This is a genomic window from Streptomyces sp. NPDC001514 (assembly GCF_053597075.1).
Genome location: NZ_JBSFHO010000009.1, coordinates 154,450 through 178,127, shown reverse-complemented (window position 1 = coordinate 178,127; position 23,678 = coordinate 154,450). Strand labels below are relative to the sequence as shown.

The 23,678-nt window shown below is 71.1% G+C and carries 21 protein-coding genes; 4 read left to right on the top strand and 17 right to left on the bottom strand.

Features of this window, described 5'->3' with window-relative positions; all coding sequences use genetic code 11:
- Positions 1-3 precede the first annotated feature (3 nt).
- A complete protein-coding gene (locus ACWCXB_RS12950; RefSeq protein WP_450722031.1) occupies positions 4-981 on the top strand; it encodes an oligopeptide/dipeptide ABC transporter ATP-binding protein in 978 nt (325 codons plus the stop codon).
- Positions 982-1,023: 42 nt separating this feature from the next.
- On the opposite strand, the gene ACWCXB_RS12945 is transcribed toward ACWCXB_RS12950, so the two are convergent.
- The 8 genes from ACWCXB_RS12945 to rimP form a co-directional block, all read right to left on the bottom strand.
- Entirely contained in the window at positions 1,024-1,974 is a 951-nt protein-coding gene (locus ACWCXB_RS12945; RefSeq protein ID WP_450722029.1) for a bifunctional riboflavin kinase/FAD synthetase, read from the bottom strand.
- A gap of 321 nt (positions 1,975-2,295) precedes the next feature.
- On the bottom strand, positions 2,296-3,309 hold the full coding sequence (gene truB / locus ACWCXB_RS12940; RefSeq protein WP_450722026.1) for a tRNA pseudouridine(55) synthase TruB: 1,014 nt from the start codon (positions 3,307-3,309) through the stop codon (positions 2,296-2,298).
- Positions 3,306-3,752 (bottom strand): 30S ribosome-binding factor RbfA, encoded by a 447-nt coding sequence (rbfA, locus tag ACWCXB_RS12935; RefSeq protein ID WP_450722024.1) that lies wholly within the window; start codon positions 3,750-3,752, stop codon positions 3,306-3,308. The genes truB and rbfA overlap by 4 nt, the downstream gene beginning before the upstream one ends.
- A gap of 25 nt (positions 3,753-3,777) precedes the next feature.
- Positions 3,778-4,071 (bottom strand): DUF503 domain-containing protein, encoded by a 294-nt coding sequence (locus ACWCXB_RS12930; protein WP_450722022.1) that lies wholly within the window; start codon positions 4,069-4,071, stop codon positions 3,778-3,780.
- 139 nt (positions 4,072-4,210) lie between these two features.
- Positions 4,211-7,270 (bottom strand): translation initiation factor IF-2, encoded by a 3,060-nt coding sequence (infB, locus tag ACWCXB_RS12925; protein WP_450722020.1) that lies wholly within the window; start codon positions 7,268-7,270, stop codon positions 4,211-4,213.
- Positions 7,271-7,419: 149 nt separating this feature from the next.
- The gene (locus tag ACWCXB_RS12920; RefSeq protein WP_450722092.1) at positions 7,420-7,698 is read right to left on the bottom strand and encodes a YlxR family protein; all 279 of its coding nucleotides are present in this window, start codon (positions 7,696-7,698) and stop codon (positions 7,420-7,422) included.
- A 170-nt stretch (positions 7,699-7,868) separates the two neighbouring features.
- Entirely contained in the window at positions 7,869-8,891 is a 1,023-nt protein-coding gene (gene nusA, locus ACWCXB_RS12915; RefSeq protein WP_450722018.1) for a transcription termination factor NusA, read from the bottom strand.
- Positions 8,892-8,893: 2 nt separating this feature from the next.
- The gene (rimP, locus tag ACWCXB_RS12910) at positions 8,894-9,391 is read right to left on the bottom strand and encodes a ribosome maturation factor RimP (protein ID WP_450722016.1); all 498 of its coding nucleotides are present in this window, start codon (positions 9,389-9,391) and stop codon (positions 8,894-8,896) included.
- A gap of 164 nt (positions 9,392-9,555) precedes the next feature.
- On the opposite strand from rimP, the gene ACWCXB_RS12905 reads away from it, so the two are divergent.
- From ACWCXB_RS12905 to ACWCXB_RS12895, 3 genes are read left to right on the top strand one after another with little or no spacing between them, the layout of a single operon-like run.
- Entirely contained in the window at positions 9,556-10,113 is a 558-nt protein-coding gene (locus ACWCXB_RS12905) for a hypothetical protein (RefSeq protein ID WP_450722014.1), read from the top strand.
- Entirely contained in the window at positions 10,110-10,535 is a 426-nt protein-coding gene (locus tag ACWCXB_RS12900) for a ferritin-like domain-containing protein (RefSeq protein ID WP_450722012.1), read from the top strand. The genes ACWCXB_RS12905 and ACWCXB_RS12900 overlap by 4 nt, the downstream gene beginning before the upstream one ends.
- A 17-nt stretch (positions 10,536-10,552) precedes the next feature.
- Positions 10,553-11,425 carry an aminoglycoside phosphotransferase family protein gene (locus tag ACWCXB_RS12895; RefSeq protein WP_450722010.1) on the top strand — a complete coding sequence of 291 codons (873 nt, stop codon included), beginning with the start codon at positions 10,553-10,555 and terminating at the stop codon, positions 11,423-11,425.
- Between the two features lie 364 nt (positions 11,426-11,789).
- On the opposite strand, the gene ACWCXB_RS12890 is transcribed toward ACWCXB_RS12895, so the two are convergent.
- From ACWCXB_RS12890 to ACWCXB_RS12850, 9 genes are all read right to left on the bottom strand, one after another.
- Positions 11,790-13,484, bottom strand: a complete 1,695-nt coding sequence (locus ACWCXB_RS12890; RefSeq protein ID WP_450722008.1) for a proline--tRNA ligase — start codon at positions 13,482-13,484, stop codon at positions 11,790-11,792.
- Positions 13,485-13,553: 69 nt separating this feature from the next.
- Entirely contained in the window at positions 13,554-14,144 is a 591-nt protein-coding gene (locus ACWCXB_RS12885) for a GNAT family N-acetyltransferase (RefSeq protein ID WP_450722006.1), read from the bottom strand.
- A gap of 29 nt (positions 14,145-14,173) precedes the next feature.
- Entirely contained in the window at positions 14,174-15,019 is an 846-nt protein-coding gene (locus tag ACWCXB_RS12880; protein WP_450722004.1) for a GNAT family N-acetyltransferase, read from the bottom strand.
- A gap of 146 nt (positions 15,020-15,165) precedes the next feature.
- Complete coding sequence (gene ispG, locus ACWCXB_RS12875) at positions 15,166-16,320, bottom strand: flavodoxin-dependent (E)-4-hydroxy-3-methylbut-2-enyl-diphosphate synthase (protein WP_450722002.1); 1,155 nt, start codon at positions 16,318-16,320, stop codon at positions 15,166-15,168.
- 163 nt (positions 16,321-16,483) lie between these two features.
- Positions 16,484-17,785 (bottom strand): M50 family metallopeptidase, encoded by a 1,302-nt coding sequence (locus tag ACWCXB_RS12870; RefSeq protein WP_450722000.1) that lies wholly within the window; start codon positions 17,783-17,785, stop codon positions 16,484-16,486.
- A complete protein-coding gene (gene dxr, locus ACWCXB_RS12865; RefSeq protein ID WP_450721998.1) occupies positions 17,782-19,041 on the bottom strand; it encodes a 1-deoxy-D-xylulose-5-phosphate reductoisomerase in 1,260 nt (419 codons plus the stop codon). Before dxr ends, ACWCXB_RS12870 begins: the two co-directional genes overlap by 4 nt.
- Before the next feature lie 104 nt (positions 19,042-19,145).
- Positions 19,146-19,907, bottom strand: coding sequence for a hypothetical protein (locus ACWCXB_RS12860; protein ID WP_450721996.1), 762 nt, complete (start codon positions 19,905-19,907; stop codon positions 19,146-19,148).
- A gap of 120 nt (positions 19,908-20,027) precedes the next feature.
- Positions 20,028-21,974 carry an acyl-CoA dehydrogenase family protein gene (locus ACWCXB_RS12855; protein ID WP_450721994.1) on the bottom strand — a complete coding sequence of 649 codons (1,947 nt, stop codon included), beginning with the start codon at positions 21,972-21,974 and terminating at the stop codon, positions 20,028-20,030.
- A gap of 191 nt (positions 21,975-22,165) precedes the next feature.
- Entirely contained in the window at positions 22,166-23,611 is a 1,446-nt protein-coding gene (locus ACWCXB_RS12850; protein WP_450721992.1) for an aldehyde dehydrogenase family protein, read from the bottom strand.
- Positions 23,612-23,678: the final 67 nt, after the last annotated feature.

The following is a 23,678-nucleotide window of genomic DNA, read 5'->3' as shown; positions in this document are numbered from 1 at the left end:
ACCATGGCGACAGCCCCTCTCCTGTCGGCCGCCGGGCTGCGCGTCACGTTCCCCGGGCGTCGGGGCGCGGCGGCCGCACGCGCCGTCGACGGGGTCGACCTGGACATCGGCGCCGGGGAGATCGTCGCGCTCGTCGGCGAGTCCGGCTGCGGCAAGACGTCGCTCGCGCGGAGCCTGCTCGGGCTCGTCGAGCCGACGGCGGGCAGGGTGACGTTCGGTGGTGCGCCGCTGTCGTACGGGTCGCGGGCGCTGAAGGCGTACCGCAGGCGGGTCCAGCTGGTGCTGCAGGACCCGAGCGGTTCGCTCAACCCGCGGCACACCGTGTACGACGCGGTTGCGGAGGGGCTGCGGATCCACGGGTACGACGGGGACGAGCGGGCGGCCGTCGCCGAGGCGCTCTCCCGGGCCGGTCTCCGGCCGCCCGAGCGTTTCTTCCTGCGCTATCCGCACGAGCTTTCCGGCGGCCAGCGCCAGCGCGTCGTCATCGCGGGTGCCCTGGTCCTCCAGCCGGAACTGATCGTCGCCGACGAGCCGGTGGCCTCGCTGGACGCGTCGGTACGGGGCGAGATCCTGGCCCTGCTGCTGCGGCTGCGGGACGAGCTGGGCCTCTCCGCGCTGGTGGTGACCCACGACCTGGGCCTGGCGTGGAACATCGCGGACCGGGTCGCCGTGATGTACCTGGGCCGGATCGTGGAGACGGGCACGGTGGAGTCGGTCCTGACGAATCCTCAGCACCCGTACACGCAGGCGCTGCTTTCGGTGCTCCCCGAGTCCACCGAACCGCCGGTGGTCCTCACCGGAGAGCCCCCGGACCCCTCCCGCATCCCCTCCGGCTGCCGGTTCCATGCCCGCTGCCAGATCCTCGCGTCGGGCGAGGCGGACGCCGCCGGCATCGCCACCCGGTGCCGCACGGAGGACCTCCCGGTCCTTCCGGGATCGGGCCCGAGCGCTGTGGCCTGCCACTGGGCCGCGGGGCGCTGACTCGCCCCGTGCCGAGCCGGCACGGGGCACCGTGACAACCGCCTACGCGTCGTACTCCGTCGTCAGTTCGCGCGCACGCTTCACGTCGTTCGCGATGGCGTCCAGCAGGGCCTCGATGGACTCGAACTTCGCCATGCCGCGCACGTACGCGAGGAAGTCGACGGCCACGTGAAGCCCGTACAGGTCGAGGCCGACGCGGTCGATCGCGTACGCCTCGACCGTGCGGTCCGTGCCGTCGAACTGCGGGTTGGTGCCGACGGAGATGGCGGCCGGCATGCGCTCGCCGTTGGCGGTGAGCCAGCCTGCGTACACGCCGTCCGCGGGGATCGCGGTGTGCGGGAGGGTCTCGACGTTCGCCGTCGGGTAGCCCAGCTCGCGGCCGCGCTGGGCGCCGCGGACGACAACGCCCTCGACGCGATGGGGGCGGCCGAGGATCTCGGCGGCGCCCTCGACGTCGCCCTCGGCGACGAGTCGCCGGGTCAGCGTCGACGAGAAGGGCTCGCCGCCGCCCGCTTCGCCGCGCACGTACAGGTCGACGACCTCGACCTCGTAGTCGTACGTACGCCCCAGCTCGGCCAGGAAGTCGACGTTCCCCGCCGCCTTGTGGCCGAAGCGGAAGTTCGGGCCCTCGATCACCGCGCGGGCATGCAGCTTGTCGACGAGGACCTTCACGATGAAGTCCGCGGGCGAGAGCTTCGAGAACTCCGACGTGAAGGGGAGGATCAGCACCGCGTCCACGCCGAGCTCCGACATCAGCTCGGCTCGCCGGTGGTGCGGGGCGAGCAGCGGCGGATGGCTGCCGGGGCGGACGACCTCGCTCGGGTGCGGGTCGAAGGTCACGACGACCGACGGCAGGCCGAGCTCACGCGCGCGCTCCACGGCCCGCCCGATGATCAGCTGGTGGCCCCGGTGCACACCGTCGTAGGAACCGATGGTGACGACGCTGCGCCCCCAGTCCTGGGGGATGTCCTCCAAGCCACGCCAGCGCTGCACTGTGACTGCTCCTCGCCCGAAGCCGGTTCCGAAACCGAACCGAACCTGTGTACGTGATTACGAATTACGCAGGTCTAAGACTGCCATGCCCGCCGCCGTCGGTCGGCATCGGCACCTGGCTCCCCGCGTCTGCGGTGATCAGCCGGAGAGGAGCCCGGCCCGGAGCGCCCTCCAGTGCACCCTCCGTTCACTCCGAGCGCCGCCCCACGAGGGTGAATCCATGGCGCGTGGCGGACAGATCCCTTGCGAGGGGGATCGTGGAGCGGGCAGCGGCCGTGCCCGCTCCACGGTGTGGGCCTCAGAGCGTTGAGCCGACACGCCTCAGGCGAAGACCGCGAGGCTCTTCGCCTTGCCCTTGTGCTGTTCGACGAGTGCCAGGAGCCTCTTGTCCGGCCCGAAGACCGCCACCGGCCCCTCGGTCCCGTACGCCGGCATGTCCAGCCGTACGCCGTTGACGAGCAGCCGGGCCCGCTTCTCGTCGACGTCCCAGCGCGGGAACGCCGCCGCGGCGGCCTCCCCGATCGGCATGACCGTCAGCTCCTCCTGGAGCTGGTCCAGCGTCTTCGCCACATCGAGCTTGTACGGGCCCACGCGGGTGCGGCGCAGCGCGGTCAGGTGTCCGCCGACGCCGAGCCCGGCGCCCAGGTCACGGGCGAGGGCACGGATGTACGTACCCGAGGAGCAGACGACCGAGACGACGAGGTCGACGACGGGGGTGCCGTCGTCGGCGACGGCCTCGCGGATGTCGTAGACCTGGAAGGACGACACGGTCACCGGCCGGGCCGGGATCTCGAAGTCCTCGCCGCCGCGCACGCGCGCGTACGACCGCTTGCCGTCGATCTTGATGGCGCTGACCTTGGACGGGACCTGCATGATGTCGCCCGTCAGCTCGGCCACGCCCGCGTAGATGGCGTCACGCCCGACCCCGGAGGCGTCGGTGGACGAGGTGATCTCGCCCTCGGCATCGTCCGTGATCGTGTTCTGACCGAGCCGGATCGTACCGAGGTACTCCTTCTCGGTCAGCGCGAGATGGCCGAGCAGCTTGGTGGCCTTCTCGACGCCGAGGACCAGGACGCCCGTTGCCATCGGGTCGAGGGTGCCGGCGTGGCCGACGCGGCGGGTCCTGGCGATGCCGCGCATCTTGGCGACGACGTCGTGCGAAGTGAAGCCGGACGGCTTGTCGACGATGACAAGTCCGTCCGGCGTACGCCCCTTGTGCGCTCGCCTCGCCTCACCGCCGTCGACGCTCCTCGACACTGCGCTCGTTCCTCGCTCGGTCTCGTCGCTTTCGACAGCGGCGCGCCCTTCGGCTCGCTCGCTGGTGTGCTGAGTCATTCGGAGGCTGCGTCCTCGTCCTCGTCCTCCGGCTTGCGGTACGGGTCGGCGTCGCCGGCGTACGTCTTGCCCGTGGAGGCCTCACGGACCTCCGCGTCCATGGCGCGCGCCTTGTCGAGCAGATCGTCGATCGTGCGCGCGTTGTCGGGGAGGGCGTCCGGGACGAAGCTCAGGGTCGGCGTGAAGCGCACCCCGGTCTGCCGTCCGACCTCGGAGCGGAGGATGCCCTTGGCGGACTCCAGCGCCGCGGCGGACGCGGCACGCTCCTCGTCGTCCCCGTAGACCGTGTAGAAGACCGTGGCCTCCCGCAGGTCGCCGGTGACCCGGGCGTCCGTGATCGTGACGAAGCCCAGCCGCGGATCCTTGATTCGCCGGTCCAGGGTCTCCGCGACCACGACCTGGATGCGATCGGCCAGCTTGCGGGCCCGCGCGTTGTCGGCCACCGGTCCTTCTCCTCTTTCGCTTTACTTAGTCTTCGTCGCCGTGCAGCCGCCGTCGAACCGACAGCAGCTCCACTTCGGGCCGGCCGGCGACAAGGCGCTCGCACCGGTCCAGTACGTCTGTGAGGTGTCCCGGATCCCCGGACACCGCCGCGAGGCCGATCTCGACCCTGCGGTGGAGGTTCTGCCCGCCCACTTCGGCCACTGCCACCGCGTATTTGCGCTGGAGCTCGGCCACGATCGGGCGGACTACGGAGCGTTTTTCCTTCAGCGAGTGGACGTCGCCGAGGAGCAGATCGAAGGACAGCGTCCCCACATACATGTATGTCCGGATGTCCCGCCGGTACGGGGTTGGGTATGTCTCCTGCCCGCTCTTGGCAGGGACACAAGAACCGTACACGCACGGCCGGGGCCGATCGACGGGATTACTTCCCGCCGACCGGCCCCGAACACTGTGTGCGTCAGCCGCGCGGCTTCTCGCGCATCTCGTACGTCGCGATGACGTCGTCGACCTTGATGTCGTTGAAGTTTCCGAGGTTGATACCACCCTCGAAGCCTTCGCGGATCTCGGTGACGTCGTCCTTGAAGCGACGCAGACCCTCGATGTTGAGGTTCTCCGCGATGACCTTGCCGTCGCGGATGAGGCGCGCCTTGGTGTTCCGCCTGACCTCGCCGGAGCGGATGATGACACCCGCGATGTTGCCCAGCTTGGACGAGCGGAAGACCTCGCGGATCTCCGCCGTACCGAGCTCGACCTCTTCGTACTCCGGCTTGAGCATGCCCTTGAGGGCCGCCTCGATCTCCTCGATCGCCTGGTAGATGACCGAGTAGTAGCGGACGTCCACGCCCTCGCGCTCGGCCATCTGCGTGGCACGCCCGGCGGCGCGCACGTTGAAGCCGATCACGATGGCGTCGGAGCCGGTCGCCAGGTCGATGTCCGACTCGGTGACCGCACCGACACCGCGGTGCAGCACGCGGATGTCGACCTCTTCGCCGACGTCGAGCTGGAGCAGCGAGGACTCGAGAGCCTCGACCGAACCGGACGCGTCGCCCTTGATGATGAGGTTGAGCTGCTGGACCTCGCCCGCCTTGAGCACCTTGTCGAGGTCCTCGAGGGACACCCGGCGGGTGCGCTTGGCGAACGCGGCGTTGCGCTCACGGGCGGCACGCTTCTCGGCGATCTGACGGGCCGTACGGTCCTCGTCGACGACCAGGAAGTTGTCGCCGGCGCCCGGGACGTTGGTGAGACCCAGGACCAGGACGGGAGTCGACGGGGTCGCCACCTCGACGTTGTTGCCCTTGTCGTCGAGCATCGCGCGGACTCGGCCGTACGCATCGCCGACGACCATCGTGTCACCGATGCGGAGGGTGCCTCGCTGGACCAGGACGGTCGAGACGGCACCGCGGCCGCGGTCGAGGTGCGACTCGATCGCGATGCCCTGCGCGTCCTGCTCCGGGTTGGCACGGAGGTCCAGGGCGGCGTCCGCCGTCAGGACCACGGCCTCCAGCAGGTTCTCGATGTTCAGACCCTGCTTGGCGGAGATGTCGACGAACATGGTGTCGCCGCCGTACTCCTCGGCCACCAGGCCGTACTCGGTCAGCTGACCGCGCACCTTCGTCGGGTCCGCGCCCTCGACGTCGATCTTGTTGACCGCGACGACGATCGGGACATCCGCGGCCTTGGCGTGGTTGAGCGCCTCGACCGTCTGCGGCATGACACCGTCGTTGGCCGCGACCACCAGGATCGCGATGTCGGTGGACTTGGCACCACGGGCACGCATGGCGGTGAACGCCTCGTGACCCGGGGTGTCGATGAAGGTGATGCGACGCTCTTCGTCGTTGACCTCGGTGGAGACCTGGTACGCACCGATGTGCTGCGTGATGCCGCCGGCCTCGCCCGCGACGACGTTCGTCTTGCGGATCGCGTCCAGCAGTCGGGTCTTACCGTGGTCGACGTGACCCATGACGGTCACCACCGGCGGACGCGCGACCAGGAGCTCCTCGCCGCCCTCGTCCTCACCGAACTCGATGTCGAAGGACTCGAGCAGCTCGCGGTCCTCCTCCTCCGGGCTGACGATCTGAACCGTGTAGTTCATCTCGTCGCCGAGGAGCTGCAGCGTCGCGTCGGAGACGGACTGCGTGGCCGTGACCATCTCGCCGAGGTTCATCATCACGGCGACGAGCGACGCCGGGTTGGCGTTGATCTTCTCCGCGAAGTCGGTGAGGGAGGCACCGCGCGACAGGCGAATGGTCTCGCCGTTGCCGCGAGGCAGCATCACACCGCCGACCGACGGGGCCTGCATGGCCTCGTACTCCTGGCGCCTCTGCCGCTTCGACTTGCGGCCACGACGCGCCGGACCGCCGGGACGGCCGAACGCACCCTGCGTGCCACCACGGCCGCCGGGACCACCCGGACGTCCGCCGAAGCCGGGACGGCCACCGCCGCCGCCGAAGCCGCCACCGCCACCGGGGCCGCCGCCACCGGGACGACCGGCGAAGCCGCCGCCGCCACCGGGACGACCGCCGCCGCCGCCGGGACCCGCGGGACGACCCGCGAAGCCGCCGCCGGGACGACCGGCACCGCCGGGACGACCGGCACCGCCAGGACCGCGGCCGCCGCCACCGGGGCCGCCGCCGGGACGCGGGCCGGCCGCGGGACGCTGCGGCATCATGCCCGGGTTCGGGCGGTTACCACCGGGACCGCCGCCGGGGCCACCGGCGGAGCGGGGCGCCTGCGGACGCGGCATGCCGCCCGGAGTCGGACGAGACCCACCGGGACCGGCCTGCGGACGGGGACCGCCCTGACCGGCGCCCTGCGGACGCGGACCACCCGGGGCACCGGGGCCACCGGGACGCGGGGCACCGCCCGGACGGGGCGCCTGCGGGCGCGCCATGCCGGTGGAGCCACCAGAAGTGAACGGGTTGTTGCCCGGACGCGGACCCGCGGGACGGGCACCGCCCGGACGCGGGGCCTGACGCTCGCCACCGGGGCGCGGAGCACCGGGGCGGGCACCGCCACGTTCGCCCTGGCCAGGGCGGGCGGCCGGACGCGGGCCGGGAGTGGCACCGGGCCGGGGACCGGCGGCCGGAGCCGACGGAGGCGCGGTGAACTCGGGCGCGGCCGGAGCGGCCGGAGCCGGCTTCGGGGCGGCCGGGGGCTTGGGGCCCGGAGTCGGCCGCGGGCCGGGAGTCGGGGCCGCGGGAACAGTCTTGGAAGCCTCGGCAGCGGCCGGCTTGGGGGCCGGAGTGCCGGGCTTGGGGGCAGCGGGACGCGCCGCCTGCGCCGGGGAGGGCGCGGCGGGCTTCGCGGGCGTCGCCTTGCGCGGCGCCGCGGGCTTTCCTGCGGCACGGCCGGAGCCGCTGCCCTGCTGGAAAGCATCAGTCAATTTGCGTACAACCGGCGCCTCGATCGTCGAGGACGCCGAACGGACGAATTCACCGAGTTCTTGGAGCTTGGCCATGACGACCTTGCTCTCCACACCGAACTCCTTGGCGAGTTCGTATACCCGGACCTTAGCCACTTCGCTCCTTTTAGGTCCGGGTTACCGCCGGACCGTCGCTACTTCATGGGCGTACTCATCGCGTACTCATCGAGTGCTCATCGCAATCTCGACCTACTTCCAACTCGCGAGGTACCTGACCGCACGGGGTTTCCGTGCCGTACTTCTTCTTACGGTGCTGCCTGCTCGACATACCGGCGAACATCCGCGACATCGAGCGGTCCCTGGACCCTGAAGGCCCTCGGGAACGCCCGGCGGCGGACCGCCAAGTCGAGACAGACCGAGGCGGGGTGCACATACGCACCCCGGCCGGGCAGCGTACCGCGATGATCGGGGACGCATGCGCCCTCGACCGCCACGATGCGCAGCAGATCGCTCTTGGCCGCTCGCTCCCGGCATCCCACGCAGGTTCGCTCAGGGCATGCTCCGGCTTGCGTCCGGCCAGACACGTTCAAGTCTACCTCCCCGTACCGACCTCACCCCTTTGGGGCAAAAATCGAACAGTTGATGGCTCGAAAATCTGGCGATCTCCCCGTGTCCGAACGGGTACCCGCCGTGATCTGTTCCCGGGTCCGGGGTCGGCCCCGGGAGACACGGCCCGGCTCCCGGAGGGTCCGCGTCAGCCCTGCTCGGGGGCCTGGTGCGGCGCCTGCTCGGCCGGGGTCTGCTCCGTGTCCGGGCGGATGTCGATGCGCCAGCCGGTGAGCCGGGCGGCGAGACGGGCGTTCTGCCCCTCCTTGCCGATCGCCAGCGACAGCTGGTAGTCGGGCACCGTCACCCGGGCGGAACGGGCTCCGAGGTCGACGATCTCGACCTTCGAGACGCGGGCCGGGGAGAGCGCGTTGGCGACCATCTCGGCCGGGTCGTCCGACCAGTCGACGATGTCGATCTTCTCGCCGTGCAGCTCGGCCATGACATTGCGCACACGTCCGCCCATCGGGCCGATGCACGCGCCCTTGGCGTTGAGCCCACTGCGCGTCGACCGCACGGCGATCTTGGTCCGGTGGCCGGCCTCGCGGGCGATGGCCGCGATCTCGACCGAACCGTCGGCGATCTCCGGGACCTCGAGGGCGAAGAGCTTCTTCACCAGATTGGGGTGGGTCCTCGACAGGGTGACGGACGGGCCGCGCACCCCCTTGGCCACCCGCACGACGTACGTCCGCAGGCGCAGGCCGTGCGTGTACTCCTCGCCGGGCACCTGCTCCTGCACCGGCAGGATCGCCTCCAGCTTGTCGTCCAGCCTGACCAGGACGTTCTTGGGGTCCTTGCCCTGCTGGACCTGGCCGGCGACGACATCGCCCTCGCGGCGGGCGTACTCGCCGAAGGTCACGTCGTTCTCGGCGTCCCGCAGCCGCTGCTGGATGACCTGGCGGGCCGTGGAGGCGGCGATGCGGCCGAAGTCGTGCGGGGTGTCGTCGAACTCGTGGGGCTCCTGGCCCTCCTCGAGCTCGGACGGGTCCTCCTTCGCCCATACCGTCACATGCCCCGTCTGGCGATTCAGCTCGACCCGTGCGTGGCGGCGGCTGTCCGGGGTGCGGTGGTACGCGATGAGGAGGGCCGACTCGATCGCGTCGACCAGCAGGTCGAAGGGAATCTCCTTCTCCTGTGCCAAGCCCCTCAGGAGCTTCACGTCGATGTCCACGGCTACGCCTCCTCTTCCTTCTTGTCCTTGCGGCTGAACTCGATCTCCACGCGTGCCTTGGCGATCTCGTCGAAGGCGATCCGGCGGGCGGTGGGCTTACGGCCCTTCACGCCCGGCACCTCCAGCTCGAGGCCGTCGTCGTCGAGGCCGAGGATCCGCGCGACAAGTTCTCCGCCCTCGTGCAGCTGGAACCTGGCAAGCCGGCCCTTCGCGCGTACGTAGTGGCGGTGCTCCTTGAGCGGGCGCTCGGCGCCCGGCGACGTCACTTCGAGCTGATACTCGTCCTCGCCCATGGCGTCGGTCTCGTCGAGCTTGTCGGAGATGACACGGCTCAGCTCGGCGCAGGCGTCCAGATCGACGCCCTCTTCGGAATCCACGACGACGCGCAGCACACGGCGGCGGCCTGCCCGGGACAGCTCGATCTCTTCCAGATCCAGATCCGCGGCGCTGACGAGCGGTTCGAGCAGTCCGCGCAGCCTCTCGCTCTGGGTGGTGCTCATCCGGGTGACTCCTCGGCCGCGTGTGCTGTTGTGGGTTTCGTCGCGTGTCAGCACAAAGGGTATCCGGTCCCGGGGGGTGTTGCCGTCCACCCAGGGCTGACCCGCAGGTACGCTCGCCTGCGGTGATCACACCGAGGACAGGTACCGGGCCCGAGGAGAGACGCGTGGAGCGCACCGGGACGACGCGCAGACGGGCGCTCATGGCGACGACAGGTGCGGTGGCGGCGAGCGCGATGGCGGCCTCCGCCACGCTGGCCGGTTGCTCGTCGGAGGCGCCCGCCGGGCGGCAGGGCACGGCGCCGGAACCGATCTCGGCGGAGACGGCGCTGCGGCGGCGCAGCACCGCGGCGAGCCGTGCGCTGCTCGCGCGGTACGACGCGGTCCTGATCGCCCATCCGGGGTTGGCGGCGCGGTTGACGCCGCTGCGGGACGAGGTGGCGCGGCATGTGGAGGCGCTGGCGCCGACGGAGCCCGCGGCAGGCCCGTCGGCCGCGGCGAGCGCCGCTCCGAGCCCTTCCGCTTCCGCGACCACCGCTGCGCCGGCCGTACCGGCCGATGCCGGTACGGCCGTACGGGAACTCATGGCGGCCGAACGCAGCACCGCCGACGCGCACACCGTCGCCCTCGTTCACGCGTCACCCGAGTACGCCCGGCTGCTCGCCTCGGTCGCAGCGGCCGGTGCCGTACACACGTACCTGCTGACGAAAGGGGCCCCCAAGTGAGCACCCTGGCCGCGGCACAGGCCGCGCTCGCGGCGGAGCACGCCGCCGTGTACGGGTACGGGGTCGTCGGCGCCCGGGCGGGCGACGCCCGGCGGGCCGAGGCGACGGAGGCGTACGCGGCGCACCGGGCCCGGCGCGACACCCTGGAGCGGACCGTGCGTGATCTGGGCGGCGTGCCCGTGGTGGCGAACGCCGCGTACGCGCTGCCGTTCGCGGTGCCGGACGCAGCCGCGGCCGTGCGGCTCGCCGCGGTGCTGGAGGACCGGGTCGCGGGCGTCTACTCCGATCTCGTACGCGCCGCCGACGGCCCGCTGCGGCGGGAGGCCGCGGGTGCGCTGCGCGAGGCCGCGGTACGGGCCGTGCGGTGGCGCGGCAGCGGCGTAGCCTTTCCGGGGCTCGCCGAGCGGGCGACCAGGCAGTGAAAGGGAACAACGCACATATGGGTTTCGAACCGCCCCAACGTCTGGTGCGGGCGCTCGGCGACAGTGACTGGCTCGGACAGCTGCCCAAGCTCCTGGAGGAGGCCGTCGCCCGGCACGGACTGGACATCGAAAGGGTGGCGGTGCCCGGCGGGCGGAGCAGCCTGGTCGTCCTCGTACGGCGCCCGGACGGCACACCGGCGGCGCTGAAGCTCGTCCCGCCCTCGGCCGGGGCCGAGACGGAGCGGGCCGCGCTGGCGCACTGGAACGGTTTCGGTGCGGTGCGGCTGCTGGATGCGTCCGAGGGGGCGCTGGTGCTGGAGCGGCTGCATCCGGAGGTGTCGGTGCGGTCGCTGCCGGAGTCGAAGGCGCTGCTGGAGGCGGCGGGCACGCTGCAGCGGCTGTGGGTGGAACCCCCGGCGGACCATGCCTTCGAGACGGTCGCGGACCGCACGGGGCGGCAGAGCGCCGCGCTGTCCGAGCACGCCGACGAGGTGCCGGCGGCGCTGGTGGCCGCGGCGCTGGGGGCGCGTGAGGAACTGCTCGCGGGCGCCTCGGGAGAGGTCCTGCTGCACGGCAACTTCCGCCAGAGCAAGGTGCTGGGCGGCGACCGTGTGCCGTGGCTGGCGGTCGGCCCGGAGCCGGTCGTCGGCGAGCGCGCGTACGACCTGGCCCGTCTGGTCCGCGACCGCGTCGAGGACCTCATCGCCTCGGCCTCGGGCCCGTCGGCGGCCCGCCGCCGCGTGAACCGCCTCGCGGACTCACTGGACGTGGACCCGGAGCGGCTGCGGGGCTGGACGCTCTTCCGCGCGGTCGAATCGGCGGCGCGTGCCCTGGCCGAAGGCCGCGCCCGCGAGGCCGAGGTGACGCTGGAGTTCGCTTCCTGGCTGTGACCGCCTGCCGGCCGGTGGTTTGTGCCCACCCGTTCCTCCCCCCAGGACGAAGTCCTAGGGGTCCCCCAGCGGAACGATTGCCCACAAACCATGGCCGGTCACCCACCGGGCTGCAGTCGGCGGGCGACCCGGGGCGGGGCCGTGCAGGGTCGCCCCCGCAGGAAATCGGGCGGTGGTACCGGACGACGCCGTACCCACCGATTTCCGAGGAGGCGAGCCCGGAGGGGCCCCGCACCACCACCCACCCACAGCAGCCGCACCAAGCCCGTCCGGCGCTTGAGGACGGACACCCCGGGCCACCCGCGGCACCGGGCAACACCGCACGCGCAGCCGGCACGGGCCCCGGCACGGGCCCCCGCCGGAGTCAGCCCAGGACGCGGGCGATGGCCTCCGCCACCGGGAGCTCCTCGCGCTCACCCGTGCGGCGGTCCTTGAGCTCGACGACGCCCTCGGCCGAGCGGCGGCCGGCGACCAGGATCGTCGGAACGCCGATGAGCTCCGCGTCGGTGAACTTCACGCCCGGGGAGACGCCCGCCCGGTCGTCCACCAGCACCCGCGCGCCCGCGGCACCCAGCTGCTCGGCGACGTCGAGCGCCAGCTCGGTCTGGAGGGCCTTGCCAGCGGCGACGACGTGCACGTCCGCCGGAGCGATCTCGCGCGGCCAGCACAGGCCCTGCTCGTCCGCGTGCTGCTCCGCCAGCGCCGCGACCGCTCGCGAGACGCCGATGCCGTACGAGCCCATGGTCACCCGGACGGGCTTACCGTTCTGGCCGAGCACGTCGAGCTGGAAGGCGTCCGCGTACTTGCGGCCGAGCTGGAAGATGTGACCGATCTCGATCGCGCGGTCCAGCTTCAGCCCGGTGCCGCAGGACGGGCACGGGTCGCCGTCCTCGACCACGACGACGTCGAGGTAGTCGTCGACCTCGAAGTCACGGCCGCAGACGACGTTCTTCGCGTGCGTGTCCGGCTTGTTCGCACCGGTGATCCACGCCGTGCCCGGCGCGATGCGCGGGTCGGCGATGTAGCGGACCTTCTCCAGGCCCTGCGGGCCGACGTATCCGCGGACCAGGTCCGGGCGCCCCTCGAAGTCCTCAGCGGTGACCAGCTCCACCGCGGCCGGCGCGAGGTGGTCGGTGAGCTTGCCGAGGTCGACCTCGCGGTCCCCCGGGACGCCGACCGCGACGATCTCGCCGTCGACCTTCACCAGCAGGTTCTTCAGCGTCGCGGAGGCGGGGACGCCGAGGTGCTCGGCGAGCGTCTCGATGGTCGGGGTGTCGGGGGTGTCCAGCTCCTCGACCGGCCCGTGCTCGGCCTCGACCGGCTTCAGCGCGAAGGTGACCGCCTCGGTGTTGGCGGCGTAGTCGCAGGAGGGGCAGTACACGAAGGTGTCCTCGCCCGCGGGGGCCGGCGCGAGGAACTCCTCGGACGCCGAGCCGCCCATCGCGCCGGAGACGGCGGAGACGATGCGGTGCTCCAGGCCCAGCCGCTGGAAGATCTTGATGTAGGCCTCGCGGTGCAGCGCGTAGGACTCCGCCAGACCCTCGTCCGTCGTGTCGAAGGAGTACGAGTCCTTCATCTGGAACTCGCGGCCGCGCAGGATGCCCGAGCGCGGACGCGCCTCGTCGCGGTACTTCGTCTGGATCTGGTAGAGGATCACGGGCAGGTCCTTGTAGGACGTGCACTGGTCCTTCACCAACTGGGTGAAGATCTCCTCGTGGGTGGGGCCGAGGAGGTAGTCCGCGCCCTTGCGGTCCTGGAGCCGGAAGAGCTCGGCGCCGTATTCGTCCCAGCGCCCGGTCGCCTCGTACGGCTCCTTCGGCAGCAGGGCGGGCAGCAGCACCTCCTGGGCGCCGATGGCGTCCATCTCCTCGCGCACCACACGCGCGACGTTCTCCAGGACGCGCATGCCCAGCGGCAGCCAGCTCCAGATTCCGGCGGCGTTGCGGCGTACGTAGCCTGCGCGGACCAGGAGCTTGTGGCTGAGCGTCTCCGCGTCCGCCGGGTCGTCGCGCAATGTCTTGACCATCAGACGGGACATGCGCTGGACCTGGGCTGCCATGGGTTATCTCCTGCGTACAAGAAAGGGTGATGTGCAGGAGGTTAGCCGGGTGGTCCCGGAGGGCGGAAATCAGTTCCCGGAGGACGACCCCCGGACCCCCGAACCCCAGCCGGGCTCCTCTCGCCCACGCCGCAGGGGCAACGGGGCTCCCATCACTGCGTACGGCTTCGGTGCACTCGGGAAGAGCACCTGGCGGGCCAGGTCCTGGTAGCCGAGGGCGCGGTAGAGACCTCGGGCCGGGCTCTCGACGTCGATCGCGGAGAGGATGGAGCGGGGCTGGTCGGCGCCGTCCGTGATGGTGGTGATCAGAGTGCGGCCGATGCCTCGCCCCTGGTACGCGGGGTGGACGTGGAGCTCGGTGATGACGAAGGAGTCGTCGAGCCAGTCGTCGACGCCGCGGCGGCGCAGGTACGGCTCGACGACGGTGGACCACCAGTGGGTGCGGTCGTTGGGCATGCCGTACACGAAGCCGACGAGCCGGCCCTCGGGGGTCGTCGCGCCGAGAGCGCAGGCGCCGGGGTAGAGCAGATGGCGGAGCACGATATGGCGGCGGATCGCGATCTCGTCCTCGCTGAGCCCGAAGGCGAGGGCCTGCACGGCGAGCGCGTCGTCCACGCGTGCCGCGAGGTTGACGGGTCCGACGACGACATCGTGTTCCATGCCGGGCACCCTACTTGGCCCTGAACTGGTCAGAACAGCACGCTCATGAAGGCGCCCACCTCGCGGAACCCCACGCGGCGGTACGCCGCACGAGCGGCGGTGTTGTAGTCGTTGACGTACAGACTGGCGACAGGCGCCACATCGCCGAGTGCGTACCGCAGGACCGCGGCCATACCGGTCTCGGAGAACCCGCGGCCGCGGAACTCGGGGTCGACCCATACGCCCTGGATCTGGCAGGCCTGCGGGGTGGCCGCGCCGATCTCGGCCTTGAAGACGACCTTGCCGTCGTCGATACGGGCGAAGGCGCGCCCGGAGCCGACGAGCTCGGCGACGCGCGCCTGGTAGAGCAGTCCGCCGTCGCCGGCGAGCGGGGAGACCCCGACCTCCTCGGTGAACATGGCCACGCACGCGGGCATGATCACCTCGATCTCGTCCTTGCGGATGCGGCGGACGTACGGATCGGGGGAGATGTCCGCCGGAATGGACTCGGTGACCATGAGGGGCTGGTGGGCGCGGACCTCGCGGGCCGGTCCCCAGCTGGGCTCGAGGAGCCGCCACAGCAGACGTGTGGACTCGGCGGGTCCGACGATGGAGGAGCAGCGGCGGCCGGCCCTGCGGGCGCGGTCGGCGAAGGCCCGTACGGCCTCGGGGGTGGCGCAGATCGGCACGAGGTTGGCGCCGGAGTAGCAGAGCGAGCGGAGCCGGCCGTCCTCGTACCAGCCCCACATCTCGCCGCCGAGGCGCCAGGGGTCGAGCCCGGCGACCTGGACGCGGGACGTGACGAAGGCATTGGCGACGGGCTCGCTCTCCAGTACGGCGAGCGCGGCGCCGAGGTCTCCGGGGTCGAGGACCCGGGTGGTCGTCTGCATCAACAAGGGGGCCGCTCCAACACTCCTTCGGCACCGGTCCGGGCCTGGGCTGCTGACTTCCGCACTGTACCCGGAGATGCTGTGCGGCACCGCATGCGCGGAAGGGACCGGACCCCTGGTGGGGTCCGGTCCCTTCCGGGAAACGCGGCGGGTCAGCTGATGGAGACCTGGGGCTCGCCGGAGGCGATGCCGTCCTTCTCCATCTGCTCGGCGATCTTCATCGCCTCTTCGATGAGGGTCTCGACGATCTTCGACTCGGGCACGGTCTTGATGACCTCGCCCTTCACGAAGATCTGGCCCTTGCCGTTGCCGGAGGCGACGCCGAGGTCGGCCTCACGGGCCTCGCCCGGACCGTTGACGACGCAGCCCATGACGGCGACGCGCAGCGGGACCTCCATGCCCTCCAGGCCCGCGGTGACCTGGTCCGCGAGCTTGTAGACGTCGACCTGGGCGCGGCCGCAGGACGGGCAGGAGACGATCTCAAGACGGCGCTGGCGGAGGTTCAGCGACTCCAGGATCTGGATGCCGACCTTGACCTCCTCGGCCGGCGGCGCGGACAGCGAGACGCGGATGGTGTCGCCGATGCCCTCGCTCAACAGCGCGCCGAAGGCGACGGCGGACTTGATGGTGCCCTGGAACGCCGGGCCGGCCTCGGTGACGCCGAGGTGCAGCGGGTAGTCGCACTGGGCAGCCAGCTGGCGGTAGGCGTTCACCATGACGACCGGGTCGTTGTGCTTGACCGAGATCTTGATGTCGCGGAAGTCGTGCTCCTCGAAGAGCGACGCCTCCCACAGCGCGGACTCGACGAGCGCCTCGGGGGTGGCCTTGCCGTACTTCTTCAGCAGCCGGGCGTCGAGCGAGCCCGCGTTGACGCCGATACGGATCGGGGTGCCCGCGCCCTTGGCGGCGCGCGCGATCTCCTTGACCTTGTCGTCGAACTGCTTGATGTTGCCCGGGTTGACCCGGACCGCCGCACAGCCGGCGTCGATGGCGGCGAACACGTACTTCGGCTGGAAGTGGATGTCCGCGATCACCGGGATCTGCGACTTCTTCGCGATCGTGGCGAGCGCGTCGGCGTCGTCCTGCGTGGGGCAGGCGACGCGGACGATCTGGCAGCCGGACGCCGTCAGCTCGGCGATCTGCTGCAGCGTCGCGCCGATGTCGGAGGTCCGTGTCGTCGTCATCGACTGCACGGACACGGGAGCGTCTCCGCCGACGGCGACCGAGCCGACCTGGATCTTGCGGCTGACCCGGCGGTCGGCGAGCTTGGTCGGAACGGACGGGATACCGAGAGAAATCGCGGTCATCTGCTGTGCAACCCCAAGGTGTGGATCGAGGTCCCGATGTCGGCGGGCTCCAGCCTTTGAGATTACGCCACGTGCCTCGGCCCGAGCACACCGCGCCGGTCGTGGCTCCCAAAGAGTGAGTGGCCGGCTTCAACCATGGCCGGCCACTCCGAACAGCTCGTTGCTAGGAGATTTTCACCGGGTTGACGATGTCCGCGACCAGCACGAGCAGCGTGAAGCAGATGAAGATCCCCGCCACCACATAGGCGACCGGCATCAGCTTCGCGACGTCGAACGGTCCGGGGTCGGGCCGCCGGAACACCCTGGCGACATGGCGCCGTACGGACTCCCACAGCGCCCCCGCGATGTGCCCGCCGTCGAGCGGCAGCAGCGGCAGCATGTTGAACAGGAAGAGGGAGAGGTTGAAGCCCGCGAGCAGCATCAGGAACGTCGCGATGATGTTCTCGGTGGGGGCGTCCAGGTTGAGCACCTCACCGCTGATACGGGCCGCGCCCACGACGCCGACCGGGGAGTCGTCCTTGCGCTCGCCGTCACCGAAGGCCGCGTCCCACAGGTCGGGGACCTTGGCGGGGATCGCGACGATCGACTCGGCGCCCTTCTCGATCATGTCGCCCATGCGGTCGGCGGACTGGCCGAGGGACTGCGGCACGATCTCGGTCTTGGCGGCGAAGCCGAAGTAGCCGGCCTTGACGAAGTCGTCGGGCACGACCTCCCCGTCCGCGTCCTTCCTGACCACCAGGTTCTCCGCCAGAGTGGCGTGCAGGACCTTCTCCTCGCCGCCGCGCTCGACCGTGACGGTGGCCGGGCCGATGGTGGCGCGGATCCGGTTGGACAGGTCGGCCCAGTCCTTGACCGGCACCCCGTTGAAGGCGACGATCCGGTCGCCCACCTGGAGACCGGCGGCATGGGCGGGACCCACGGGGTCGCCCTTCGCGCACTTGTCGCGCTTCTCGCTCTGCTCGATGACGCACTTCTGGACGCCTGCCACCTCGGTGGTCTGCATCGGCGTACCGAACGTCATCATCACGCCGAGGAAGATCGCGACGGCGAGCACCAGGTTCATGAACGGGCCCGCGAACATCACGATGACGCGCTTCCAGGGCTTGCGCGTGTAGAAGAGCCGGGTCTCGTCGCCGGGCTTCAGCTCCTCGAAGGCCGCCGAGCGGGCGTCCTCGATCATTCCGCGCCAGGGCGAGGTGGAGCGGGCCTCGATACGGCCGTCCTCGCCCGGCGGGAACATCCCGATCATGCGGATGTAGCCGCCGGCCGGGATCGCCTTGATCCCGTACTCCGTCTCGCCCTTGTGCCGCGACCAGATCGTGGGGCCGAAGCCGACCATGTACTGGGGCACGCGGATGCCGAAGAGCTTGGCCGTGGAGAGATGGCCGAGCTCGTGCCAGGCGATGGAGAAGAGCAGTCCCACGGCGAAGAGCACTATGCCGAGGACCGTCAACAGAATCGTCATGCGCGAGCCTCCGCTGTTGCCATCGCTGTCTGTGCCGCCAGTTCCCGGGCGCGGGCACGCGCCCAGGTCTCCGCTTCCAGGACGTCCGGGACCGTCAGCGAGGTTCCCCGTACGCCCTGGTGCTCACCGACGACTGCCGTGACCGTATCCATGATTCCGTTGAACGGCAGCCGTCCCGCGAGAAACGCGTCGACGCATTCCTCGTTCGCGGCATTGAACACCGCCGGGGCCGTACCGCCCAGTTCCCCCACGTGCCGGGCGAGTCCAACGGACGGGAAGGCCTCGGTGTCGAGGGGGAAGAACTCCCAGGTGGAGGCCTTCGACCAGTCGAAGGCGGGCGCCGCGTCGGGCACCCGCTGGGGCCAGCCGATGCCGATGGCGATCGGGCCGCGCATGTCCGGCGGGGTGGCCTGGGCGAGGGTCGAGCCGTCCGTGAACTCCACCATCGAGTGGACATAGGACTGGGGGTGGACGACGACCTCGATGCGGTCGAACGGGATGTCGTAGAGGAGGTGCGCCTCGATGACCTCCAGGCCCTTGTTGACGAGCGTCGCGCTGTTGACCGTGATCACCGGCCCCATGGCCCAGGTGGGGTGCGCGAGGGCGTCCTCGGGGGTGACGTCGGCGAGCTCGGCCCTCGTACGGCCGCGGAAGGGGCCGCCGGACGCGGTGACGACGAGCTTGCGGACGTCGGCGCGGGTGCCGGCGGCCAGGGCCTGGAAGAGCGCGGCGTGCTCGGAGTCGACGGGGATGATCTGGCCGGGCTTCGCCAGCGCCTTGACCAGGGGGCCGCCGACGATCAGCGACTCCTTGTTGGCGAGAGCGAGGGTGCGGCCGGCTTCGAGGGCGGCGAGGGTGGGCGCGAGGCCGATGGAGCCGGTGATGCCGTTGAGCACGGTGTGGCAGTCGGATGCGGCGAGCTCGGCCGCCGCGTCGGGTCCGGCGAGGATCTCGGGCAGCGGCTCGCCCGCCCCGTACCGCGCCCGGAGGGCCTCGCGGAGCGCGGGTACGGCGTCCTCGCGCGCGACGGCGACCGTGCGCACCCGGAGTCTGTGCGCCTGCTCGGCGAGCAGCTCGACCCTGCCGCCCGCGGCGGAGAGCGCGGTGACGCGGAAGCGGTCGGGGTTGCGCAGGACCAGGTCGATGGCCTGCGTACCGATGGACCCGGTGGAGCCGAGGACGACGATGTCCCGGCGGCCTTCGGCCGGATCGAAGGCGATGTGCGGGTCGGCGAGGGGGGATGGGCTGTCGCTCATGCCCCCCATTGTGGCCGCATCCGCTGTGGGCCCGGACAGGGTGTCCCCGGACGCGGCGTCCCTGGAGAGGTGCCTCCGGGCGGGGCGTGTCGGGGAAGGGCCTCCTACGCGCCCTTCGCGGCCCCCGCGGAGAACTTCTCCCACTGGGCCGTGATCACTTCCTCCGGGACTCCCCCGATGTCCTTGGTGTCGGTGATCTCCGCGCGGAAGGAGAGCGTGGTGGAGCCGGAGCGGACGACGGTGAGGTACTCGTACAGCTTCAGCTTCCCCTTCACGTCGAGGATCGTGAAGCGGTACGCCTTCGCCTCGTCGCCGACGGCCGGGGCCTTGGCCGGCTCAACCTTCAGATACTTCGCCTTCGCAATGGCGCGTATCTCGGTGAACCCGGCGGCGCACTCCTTGCCGGCCGTGTCGAGGGCCTTCATGACACCGGCCGCGTCCTTGGGGCTGTAGCTGCGCAGCTGTACGGCGACGGTGGTGCCGATCATCTCGTCGGGGACGTCGACCTGGCGGTGCACCTCCGCTGCGGGAGCGAACGCGGTGGCGCCCTTGGCGAGGCTGACCAGCGGCTGGCAGGTGGCCGGGTCGGCGGTGTACTCCTCGCCGAGCGGCGCGCCGAGGGTGAACTCGGACGCGGTGTACTTGCCGACCTTCTCGCCGTCGGTGAAGGCGAGAGCGGTGAGCTGCTGCTGGGTGAGGGCGCCGGGGGCGACCGAGCCGCTTCCGGCGCTCGCCGACGGCTTGTCGTCCCCGCCGGGCTTTCCGTCCTTCGCGTCCCCGCCGCAGCCGGCCGTGCCGGTGAGCACGGCACCGACGAGCGCGACGGCGGCGGCGCGCCGGATCAGCTGGTTTCCCGCCCCGAACATCCTTGCCCCGTTCCTCGGTTGATGTGGCAAGGCCCACCGTATCGGCAGCAGGTGGCGGGGTGTTGTGCCCACCCTCCCCCACAGCCCTTCGGGCATGGGGGAGGGTGGGCACGACTCGCGTCACCGGATGGGGCGGTGGACGTTCTCCCGTTGTGCCGGGCCGGGGGTGGCGTCCGCGATCCAGGGGCCCTCGCCGCTGGGGTCGATGACGCCCTGTTCCAGCCAGGTATAGGTGCCGGCGAGGACGCCCTTGACCACCCTGCGGTCGAGGTCGTCCGTGTTCGTCCAGAGCCGGCCGAAGAGTTCGTCGACGCGGATCCGCGACTGGCGGCAGAACGCGTCCGCGAGCTGGTACGCCTCGCGACCGTGGTCGCCGGTGATCCGCAGGTGCTCCGCGCGTACGCACGCCGCGCTCATCGCGAAGAGTTCGGCACCGATGTCGACGACCCTGCCGAGGAAGCCCTGCTTGGTCTCCATCCGGCCCTGCCAGCGGGACATCGCGTAGAACGTGGAGCGGGCGAGCTTGCGTGCCGAGCGCTCCACGTACCGAAGGTGCGTGGAGAGGTCGGTGTGGCCGGGCCGGTGGAACTCGGCGTACGAGCCCGGCAGTTGCCCCGGCCCCGCCACGAGTTTCGGCAGCCAGCGGGCATAGAACGCGGTCGCCTGCGCGCCCGCCTTCGCCTTGTCGCCGAGGGACTTGTCCGGGTCGATGATGTCGCCGGCGACCGCGAGATGCGCGTCGACCGCCTCGCGGGCGATCAGCAGATGCATGATCTCGGTCGAGCCCTCGAAGATCCGGTTGATCCGCATGTCGCGCAGCATCTGCTCGGCCGGCACCGCGCGTTCGCCGCGCGCGGCCAGTGACTCCGCGGTCTCGAAGCCGCGGCCGCCGCGGATCTGGATCAGTTCGTCGGCGATCAGCCAGGCCATCTCGGAGCCGTACAGCTTGGCGAGTGCCGCTTCGATGCGGATGTCGTTGCGGTCCTCGTCGGCCATCTGGGACGACAGGTCGACGATCGCCTCCAGGGCGAAGGTGGTGGCCGCGATGAAGGAGATCTTCGAACCGACGGCCTCGTGCTTGGCGACGGGCTTGCCCCACTGCTCACGCACGGCGGACCACTCGCGTGCGATCTTGAGCGACCACTTGCCCGCGCCCACGCACATCGCGGGCAACGACAGCCGCCCGGTGTTGAGCGTGGTCAGGGCGATCTTGAGGCCCGCGCCTTCGGGGCCGATACGGTTCGCCGCCGGGACGCGGACCTGGTGGAAGCGGGTCACACCGTTCTCGAGACCGCGCAGACCCATGAAGGCGTTCCGGTTCTCGACCGTGATGCCCGGGGACGCTGCCTCGACGACGAAGGCGGTGATGCCGCCTTTGTGGCCGTCGGACCGGGGCACGCGGGCCATGACGACGAGGAGGTCGGCGACCACACCGTTGGTGGTCCAGAGCTTGACCCCGTCGAGGACGTAGTCGTCCCCGTCGGGCACCGCCGTGGTCGCGAGTCGCGCCGGGTCGGAGCCCACGTCCGGCTCGGTGAGCAGGAACGCCGTGATGTCCGTACGGGCGCATCGGGGCAGGAACGTGTCCTTCTGCTCCGGCGTGCCGAAGAGCTTCAGCGGCTGCGGTACGCCGATGGACTGGTGCGCGGAGAGCAGCGCACCCACGGCCGGGCTGGCGGAGCCGACGAGAGCCAGGGCCTTGTTGTAGTACACCTGGGTGAGCCCGAGACCGCCGTACTTCGGATCGATCTTCATACCGAGGGCGCCGAGTTCCTTCAGCCCGCTGATCACCTCGTCCGGGATCCGGGCCTCGCGCTCGATGCGGGCGCTGTCGATCCGTGTCTCGCAGAAGTCGCGCAGCTTGGCGAGGAACTGCTCGCCGCGCTGGACGTCCTCGGGGGACGGCATCGGATGGGGGTGGATCAGGTCGAGCCGGAAGCGGCCCAGGAACAGTTCCTTGGCGAAACTGGGCTTGCGCCAGCCCTGCTCGCGGGCTGCCTCGGCGACCTGACGGGCTTCCCGTTCGGAGACCTTGGGCGCGGATTGCGGTGTGGATGGGGCGGACATGAGGGACTCACCTCGCCGCAGCGTCGGGGGCGGCCGCACGGAATTACCGTACGGTGCTACTCGTCCGTATCTACCCGAATACCGACCACCCCACCAGTCCTGCGGCGCAGCCGGGTGTATGCGTGCACGCAGAGACACGAAGACGGCCGAAGCCCCCGCACAGTGGGCTCCGGCCGTCGGCTCGGGCGGTACTACAGGGCCAGTCCGGTGAGGACGAGGACCCGCTCGTACGTGTAGTCGTCCATCGCGTACCTGACGCCCTCGCGGCCCACGCCGGACTGCTTGACGCCGCCGTACGGCATCTGGTCGGCGCGGTAGGAGGGGACGTCGCCGACGATCACGCCGCCGACCTCGAGTGCGCGGTGGGCGCGGAACGCGGTCTGCAGGTCGCGCGTGAAGACGCCGGTCTGCAGGCCGAACTTGGAGTTGTTCACCTCGGCGAAGGCCTCGGCCTCGCCGTCGACCCGGTGCAGGGTCAGGACCGGGCCGAAGACCTCCTCGCAGGCCAGCGTGGCGTCGCCCGGCAGGTCGGCGAGCACGGTCGGGGCGTAGGTCGCGCCGTCGCGCTTGCCGCCGGCGAGCAGCTTCGCGCCGCCGGAGACGGCCTCGTCGACCCAGGACTCGACGCGCTTGGCCGCGTCCTCGCTGACGAGCGGGCCGACGTCGGTCGCGTCGTCGGAGGGGTCGCCCGTGCCCTGCTGCTCGACGGCGGCGACGATCTTCGGGACGAGCCGGTCGTAGACCGACGCGTCGGCGATGACGCGCTGCACGGAGATGCAGGACTGGCCGCCCTGGTAGTTGGAGAAGGTGGCGATCCGGGTCGCGGCCCAGTCGAGGTCCTCCTCGGAGGACCAGTCGGCGAGGACGACGGCCGCGGCGTTGCCGCCGAGCTCCAGGGTGCAGTGCTTGTGCGGCACGGACTCCTGGATGGCGTAGCCGACCTTGTCCGAGCCGGTGAAGGAGATGACCGGCAGGCGCTCGTCCTTGACCAGGGCGGGCATGGACTCGTTCAGGACCGGCAGGACGGACCAGGAGCCGGCGGGCAGCTCGGTCTCGGCCAGCAGCTCACCGATGATCAGGCCGGAGAGCGGGGTCGCGGGCGCCGGCTTGAGGATGATCGGCGCGCCGACCGCGATGGCCGGGGCGATCTTGTGGGCGCACAGGTTCAGCGGGAAGTTGAACGGCGCGATGCCGAGGACGACGCCCTTGGGGAAGCGGCGGGTGAGCGCGAGGCGGCCCTGGCCGCCGGCGTCGGTGTCGAGGCGCTGGGCCTCGCCGCCGTTGAAGCGGCGGGCCTCCTCGGCGGCGAAGCGGAAGACGGAGACGGCGCGGCCGACCTCACCGCGGGCCCACTTGATGGGCTTGCCGTTCTCGGCGGAGATCAGCTGGGCGATCTCCTCGGTGCGCTCGACCAGACGCCTGGACACGTGGTCGAGAGCGGCGGCACGAACGTGGGCGGGGGTCGCCGCGAACTCGTCCACGACGGCGTGCGCGGCGGCCACGGCCTCCTCGACCTGGGCCTCGGTCGGCACGGACACGGTGCCGACGACGCGGCCGTCCCAGGGGGACGTGACGTCGAAGGTCGTCTCGCCGGTGGCCTGGCGGCCGGCGAGCCAGAAGGCGTGGGTGGAAGTCATATGCGAGTCCCGGCCCTTCCGAAGTAGTGGGGTTCTCTCCTCCACACGGTAGGGGGGTGGACCGGAA

Bases quoted from the DNA above. Each gene is read 5' to 3' on its own strand.
- ACWCXB_RS12870 (WP_450722000.1), bottom strand. From the start codon at position 17,785: ATGACGATTCTGTTGACGGTCCTCGGCATAGTGCTCTTCGCCGTGGGA.
- ACWCXB_RS12855 (WP_450721994.1), bottom strand. From the start codon at position 21,974: ATGTCCGCCCCATCCACACCGCAATCCGCGCCCAAGGTCTCCGAACGG.
- ACWCXB_RS12850 (WP_450721992.1), bottom strand. From the start codon at position 23,611: ATGACTTCCACCCACGCCTTCTGGCTCGCCGGCCGCCAGGCCACCGGC.
- ispG (WP_450722002.1), bottom strand. From the start codon at position 16,320: ATGACCGCGATTTCTCTCGGTATCCCGTCCGTTCCGACCAAGCTCGCC.
- ACWCXB_RS12895 (WP_450722010.1), top strand. From the start codon at position 10,553: ATGGGTTTCGAACCGCCCCAACGTCTGGTGCGGGCGCTCGGCGACAGT.
- truB (WP_450722026.1), bottom strand. From the start codon at position 3,309: ATGACTCAGCACACCAGCGAGCGAGCCGAAGGGCGCGCCGCTGTCGAA.
- ACWCXB_RS12930 (WP_450722022.1), bottom strand. From the start codon at position 4,071: ATGTATGTGGGGACGCTGTCCTTCGATCTGCTCCTCGGCGACGTCCAC.
- rimP (WP_450722016.1), bottom strand. From the start codon at position 9,391: ATGAGCACCACCCAGAGCGAGAGGCTGCGCGGACTGCTCGAACCGCTC.
- ACWCXB_RS12950 (WP_450722031.1), top strand. From the start codon at position 4: ATGGCGACAGCCCCTCTCCTGTCGGCCGCCGGGCTGCGCGTCACGTTC.
- ACWCXB_RS12885 (WP_450722006.1), bottom strand. From the start codon at position 14,144: ATGGAACACGATGTCGTCGTCGGACCCGTCAACCTCGCGGCACGCGTG.
- ACWCXB_RS12860 (WP_450721996.1), bottom strand. From the start codon at position 19,907: ATGTTCGGGGCGGGAAACCAGCTGATCCGGCGCGCCGCCGCCGTCGCG.
- ACWCXB_RS12890 (WP_450722008.1), bottom strand. From the start codon at position 13,484: ATGGCAGCCCAGGTCCAGCGCATGTCCCGTCTGATGGTCAAGACATTG.
- dxr (WP_450721998.1), bottom strand. From the start codon at position 19,041: ATGAGCGACAGCCCATCCCCCCTCGCCGACCCGCACATCGCCTTCGAT.